Origin of the sequence: Saccharopolyspora sp., from assembly GCF_017434145.1 — a bacterium.
Classification (GTDB): domain Bacteria; phylum Actinomycetota; class Actinomycetes; order Mycobacteriales; family Pseudonocardiaceae; genus Saccharopolyspora_C; species Saccharopolyspora_C galaxeae.
Genome location: NZ_JAFRFW010000201.1, coordinates 1 through 5448 on the forward strand (window position 1 = coordinate 1; position 5448 = coordinate 5448).

The 5448-nt window shown below is 68.6% G+C and carries 5 protein-coding genes and 1 pseudogene; 2 read left to right on the forward strand and 4 right to left on the reverse strand.

The features are described 5' to 3' along the window. Positions 1 to 194: pseudogene (locus IJH84_RS05580) on the forward strand (hypothetical protein); the annotation flags it as partial. Positions 195 to 375: 181 nt separating this feature from the next. On the opposite strand, the gene IJH84_RS05585 reads toward IJH84_RS05580, so the two are convergent. The 4 genes from IJH84_RS05585 to IJH84_RS05600 all read right to left on the reverse strand — a co-directional run bounded on the left by IJH84_RS05585 (position 376) and on the right by IJH84_RS05600 (position 4631). Continuing rightward, on the reverse strand, positions 376 to 1998 hold the full coding sequence (locus IJH84_RS05585; RefSeq protein WP_295141095.1) for a cytochrome bc complex cytochrome b subunit: 1623 nt from the start codon (positions 1996 to 1998) through the stop codon (positions 376 to 378). Then, the gene (locus tag IJH84_RS05590) at positions 1995 to 3158 is read right to left on the reverse strand and encodes a ubiquinol-cytochrome c reductase iron-sulfur subunit (protein ID WP_200071214.1); all 1164 of its coding nucleotides are present in this window, start codon (positions 3156 to 3158) and stop codon (positions 1995 to 1997) included. The genes IJH84_RS05585 and IJH84_RS05590 overlap by 4 nt, the downstream gene beginning before the upstream one ends. Continuing rightward, positions 3155 to 3958 carry a cytochrome c gene (locus IJH84_RS05595; RefSeq protein ID WP_200071213.1) on the reverse strand — a complete coding sequence of 268 codons (804 nt, stop codon included), beginning with the start codon at positions 3956 to 3958 and terminating at the stop codon, positions 3155 to 3157. Before IJH84_RS05595 ends, IJH84_RS05590 begins: the two co-directional genes overlap by 4 nt. A gap of 61 nt (positions 3959 to 4019) precedes the next feature. Then, the gene (locus IJH84_RS05600; RefSeq protein ID WP_200071212.1) at positions 4020 to 4631 is read right to left on the reverse strand and encodes a heme-copper oxidase subunit III; all 612 of its coding nucleotides are present in this window, start codon (positions 4629 to 4631) and stop codon (positions 4020 to 4022) included. An 88-nt stretch (positions 4632 to 4719) separates the two neighbouring features. On the opposite strand from IJH84_RS05600, the gene IJH84_RS05605 reads away from it, so the two are divergent. Beyond that, positions 4720 to 5178 (forward strand): hypothetical protein, encoded by a 459-nt coding sequence (locus IJH84_RS05605; protein ID WP_295141102.1) that lies wholly within the window; start codon positions 4720 to 4722, stop codon positions 5176 to 5178. Positions 5179 to 5448: the final 270 nt, after the last annotated feature.

Genomic DNA, 5448 nt, shown 5'->3' on the forward strand with positions numbered 1-5448 from the left:
GACCGGGAGCCGGCCCGCTGCGCGGTGCACCGGCGGACGAGGTGCGGGCGGTGCACCGCTGGCTCACCACCGGAGGCACCCGAATGGTCCGCTGTTCGCAGCAGTGGGCGGAGCCCGCGGGTTCGGCCGCGTCCTGGCGCGACTGGCTCGACCGCGCCACCCAGGCCCGCAACCCCTACCCCGCCACCAACTGATCCCCGCCGTTCGGAGTGCACGGCCTCTTCGCCCCACTGGATTGGTCGAACGGTCCGTTCACTCCGGACGCTTGGGGGTCGAACGCAGTGCGGCCCGGCACCCCGTTTCGGGATGCCGGGCCGCGAGTGCGCGATCGGCTTACTCGGTCGGCTGCTGCTGCCTGCCCGAGACGAGTTCGCGTTACTCGAGCTCCTCGCGCTCGCGGCGCTCGTTCTCCGCGTGCGCTCGCTCCAGCGCCTCGGTCTCCTCGGCCGGGTCCGGCTTGAGCAAGCTGCCCGCGACCGGAGTGCCCGCGGCGCCGAGCTTGTTCATCTTCTTCGGCACCGGAGCGCCCTGGTACGGCAGCTCCTCCGGGTGGCCGTGCGAGTCCACCGGCCCCAGCGGCTGGTGCACCTCGATGAACTCGCCGTGCGGCAACCGCTTGATGATGCCGGTCTCCACACCGTGCTCCAGCACCTCGTGGTCGGCCCGCTGCAAGCCCAGGCAGATCCGGTAGGTGAAGAAGTAGGTGATCGGCGGCAGCAGCAGCAGCCCGATGCGGCCCATCCAGGTCATCGCGTTCAGCGAGATGTTCAGCTCGAACGCGATCACGTCGTTCATCCCGGACAGCTGCAGCACCAGGAAGAACGACAGCGCCATCATGCCGAGGCTGGTGCGCACCGGAACGTCCCGCGGCCGCTGCAGCAGGTTGTGGTGCGCGTCGTCCTTGTTCAGCTTGCGCTCGATCATCGGGTAGCTGATCAGCAGCGTGAACAGGATCCCCATGCCGAGGGCGCCGCAGAAGAACACCGGCGGCACCGTGTACGGCCCGATGTAGAGCTCCCACGCGGGCCAGATCCGCAAGATCCCGTCCGCCCACATCAGGTACCAGTCCGGCTGCGAGGCCGCGGAGACCTGCGAGGCGATGTACGGCCCGAGGTTCCAGATCGGGTTGATCTGGAAGACCCCGCCCATGATCGCCAGCACGCCGGTGGTCAGCGCGAAGAACGCGCCGCTCTTGAGCGCGAAGGTCGGCAGGATGCGGATGCCGACGACGTTGCTCTCCTTGCGCCGCACCCCCGGGAACTGGGTGTGCTTCTGGTACCAGACCAGCGCCAGGTGCACCGCGATCAAGCCGAGCATGATCCCGGGCAGCACCAGCACGTGCAGGATGTAGAGCCGCGGGATGATCACCATGCCGGGGAATTCGCCGCCGAACAGCGCCCAGTGCACCCAGGTGCCGATCACCGGCACGGACAGCACGATGCCGGACATGGTGGCGCGGACGCCGGTGCCGGAGAGCAGGTCGTCCGGCAGCGAGTAGCCGAAGAAGCCCTCGAACATGCCCAGGATCAGCAGCAGCGCGCCGATCGTCCAGTTCCCCTCACGCGGGCGCCGGAACGCACCGGTGAAGAAGATCCGGAACATGTGCGCCATCATCCCGGCGACGAACAGCAGCGCCGCCCAGTGGTGCAGCTGCCGGATGAACAGGCCACCGCGCACCTCGAACGAGATGTCCAGCGTGCTGGCGAACGCCTTGGACATCTCCACGTCCTGCAGGTTCCGGAACACCCCGTGGTAGGTGACCTCCTCCATGGAGGGGTCGAAGAACAACGTCAGGTAGATCCCGGTGAGGATCAGGATGATGAAGGTGTACAGCGCGATCTCGCCGAGCAGGAACGACCAGTGCGTCGGGAAGACCTTGTTGAGCTGGCGGCGGATGCCCGGCGCCATGTTGTAGCGCAGGTCGGCCTGGTCGGCCGCGTCCGCCGCCTGCCGGTAGAGCTTGCTCTCCGGCTTCGTGGGCGTCGTGATCGAACTCATGCGTTTCGCTCCCAGTACGCTGGCCCGACCGGCTCGATGAAGTCGTGCTTGGCCACGAAGTATCCCTGCTCGTCAACCGTGATCGGCAGTTGCGGCAGCGGGCGGGTGGCCGGACCGAACACCGGCTTGGCGTAGGTGTTGACCACGTCGAACTGCGACTGGTGGCAGGGGCACAGCAGCCGGCCGGTCTGCTGCTCGAACAGCGAGGTCGGGCAGCCGACGTGCGTGCACACCTTCGAGTACGCGTAGTAGTCGCCGTAGTTGAAGTCCTCCTGGCCCTTGCGCCGGACCGGGGCGCTGCCGGGCCGCAGCCGGATGAGCATCACCGGGGCGTCGGAGCGCCGCAGCACCGAGGCCAGTTCTTCCTCGTTGTGCCGGTCGGCCTCGCGGAACGGGAAGACCGTCTCGAACCCGCCCGCGTCGATGTCCTCCGGGCGCAGCAGCGACACGTCGTGCGGATCGCCGGTGTCGCGCCGCAGGTAGACCTTCTCGCCGGGCTTGTGCTGCAACCACGCGGTGTGCTCGAGGTTGTCCGGGCCCGCGGTGGCCCACGGGTCCTTGATGAACCCGCCGATCGCGATCACGCCGGTGCCCAGCCCGAGCGCCCCGGCGCCGAAGCCCAGCGAGCGGCGGATCAGCGAACGCCGCGCGAAACCGCTGCGGTCGCCGGCGTCGGCCAGGATCGCGGTCGCGGTCTGCCGGTCCACCTCGTCCGAGCCGTGCCCGTCGTGGCGCTGCTGGACGGCGACCTCGTGCGGGATGAACTTCTTGGTGTACATCACCACACCGGCGCCGACCGCGAAGATCGACAACCCGAGGAACAGGCCGACCAGCGGGTTGTACAGGTGGTAGAGCAGGTAGGCCGCGCCGCCCTCCTGCGGGCTGACGTACTCCCACGGCCACCAGATGAACACCACGATGAACGCCAGCGCGGAGAACCCGGCGAGGGCGAACCAGGCGGCGACGGCGCGCTCGGCGCGGCGCTCGGCCCGGGTGTCCTGCACCGGCCACGGGTCCTGGTAGCTGACCAGCTCGACGTCGTCGAGGGCCAGCCCGAGCCGCATCTTCTCGTCGCGGCTCATCTCGGCCAGCTCGGCTTCGGTGTACTCCCGCTTGGGGGTGTGCCCGCCTTCTCCCTGCGGGCTCTCGTTCTCGCTCATGCCCTGGCTCCGATCCACAGCGTGATGCCGATCAGCGCACCGAGGCCGACGACCCAGGCGATGATGAACTCCGAGGCGGGACCCCAGCCGCCGAGGGAGTTGCCGCCGGGGCTGTTGTTGCTTTCGGTCACGGACTTGACGTAGGCGATGATGTCCTTCTTCTCCTCCGGCGTGAGCTGCCGGTCGGAGAACTTGGGCATGTTCTGCGGGCCGGTGAGCATGGCCTCGTAGATCTGCTGCTCGCTGGCCGGGTCGAGGTTCGGCGCGAACTTCCCGGACGACATCGCGATGCCGCGGCCGGTGAAGTTGTGGCAGGAGGCGCAGTTGAGCCGGAACAGCTCGCCGCCGCGCGCCGAGTCACCGGTCGCCGAGGCGTTGGCCAGGTCCGGGCTCTGCGGCCCGCCGCCGTAGGTCTGCACGTAGGCGGCCAGCGCGTCGATCTGCTCCGGGTCGAACTTCGGCGGCTTGCGCGTCGCCTGCGCTTCCTGCCGCACCATCGGCATCCGGCCGGAGGAGACCTGGAAGTGCGTGGCTGCCTCGCCGACGCCGACCAGGCTCGGCCCGCGGTCCTTGACCCCGCCCAGGTTCGCGCCGTGGCAGCTGATGCAGGCGTTGTTGTAGAGCTGCTCGCCCTGCCTGACCAGTGCCGGGTCCGCCGCCGCGTGCGCGGTCTGCGGCTCGGGGGTCAGGACCGTGTACAGCCCGCCCGCGCCGACCAGCGCGATCCCGAGCGCGAGAGCACCGGAAAGCCTGCGCCGGAACTTCGACCCCGCGCGCTTCCGTTTCTTGATGGTGGTCATGAGTGCGGCAACCCTTGCTGTCAGGTTCGGGTGTTACGTGGCGGCCGATGCGGCCGTCGGGTCACGGAACGAGGTAGATCACGGCGAACAGTCCGATCCACACGATGTCCACGAAGTGCCAGTAGTAGGACACGACGATCGCGGCGATGGCCTGCGCGGGGGTGAACTTGCTCAGCCGCGTCCGCATGATCAGGAACACGAACGCGATCAACCCGCCGATGACGTGCAAGCCGTGGAAGCCGGTCGTCATGAAGAAGACCGTGCCGAAGGCCGACGAAGCCATCGTCGTGTGGTGGGAGGTGACCAGCGTGTAGTACTCCCCGGCCTGTCCGAGCACGAAGATCGCGCCCATGATCAGGGTCACCACGTACCAGCGGCGGAGGCCGAACACGTCCCCGCGCTCGGCCGCGAACACCCCCCACTGGCAGGTGAACGAGGAGGCCACGAGGATCACGGTGAACGGGAGGGCGTAGGCGAGGTTGAGCTCGCTGGGCGGCGGGGGCCACTCGCCCTCGTTCTGCGCCTTCACCGTGAAGAACATGGCGAAGAGCCCAGCGAAGAACATCAGCTCGCTGGCCAACCAAACGATGGTGCCCACGCTGACCATGTTCGGCCGGTTCAGCGAGTGCACACGTGAACTGATTGAGGGCGCTGCCGTTGTCACGCGACGCATTATGTCTCCCGCGATTTTCGCGTGCGCCCTCGGGTCCGGGGCGTGCCGTCCGGGTGATCAGATCGCGACCTGGAGGTGACCCGCTGTGATGAATTTCGGGCGTTTTCTGCCCCGGCTGGCCTTTTGGCGGCGGTCGCAGGAGCCCGCCGCACCCGCACTGGACGATCCGAGCCTGGTCATCGTGGTGCGGGCGTTCGACGACACGGAGGCCGCATCGGCGGTGCTCGCCCGTTCCGAGCGGTGGACCGCGGAACGTCCCGCGGTGCTGCGCCACCACTTGCGGCTGCCGCAGGAATCCGTGGACCAAGCCGGTGAGCTGCTGGAACAGGACGGCTGGCGGCTCCGGCACGCACCGGCCGCGGACGAGAGCGCATCCGACGGGGATGCAACGGCGGGCACGGTCGCCTTGTTCGCGGAGCGTGCGCAGAAACTCGATGCGTTGCATTGCTCACAGGAGAGCTCGCGGATGGCGAGCCTGGCCCAACGACTGCGCGGCCGCGCGCTCGGCTGGGAAGCCTTGCAACTCGCCGAGCACGACGGGTCTTAGCAGGCCGGAACGGACGCATCTACTGTTCGGCGGCGCGCGGCGGCTAACATCACCGGCAGCGACATCACCACAGCGCCGTGAGCCGATCGTCGAGCAGCGAGGAGCACGCTGATGAGCACCCCGACCACGACCGTTCTCGTGTTCAGCCATCGGCAGGAGGTCCGCGAGGCCATCATCAACGCCATCGGCAGGCGGCCCGCACCGGACCTGGCGCGGGTGCGGTTCACCGAGGCCGACGGGGTCGCCGACGTGCTCACCGAGCTCGACGCC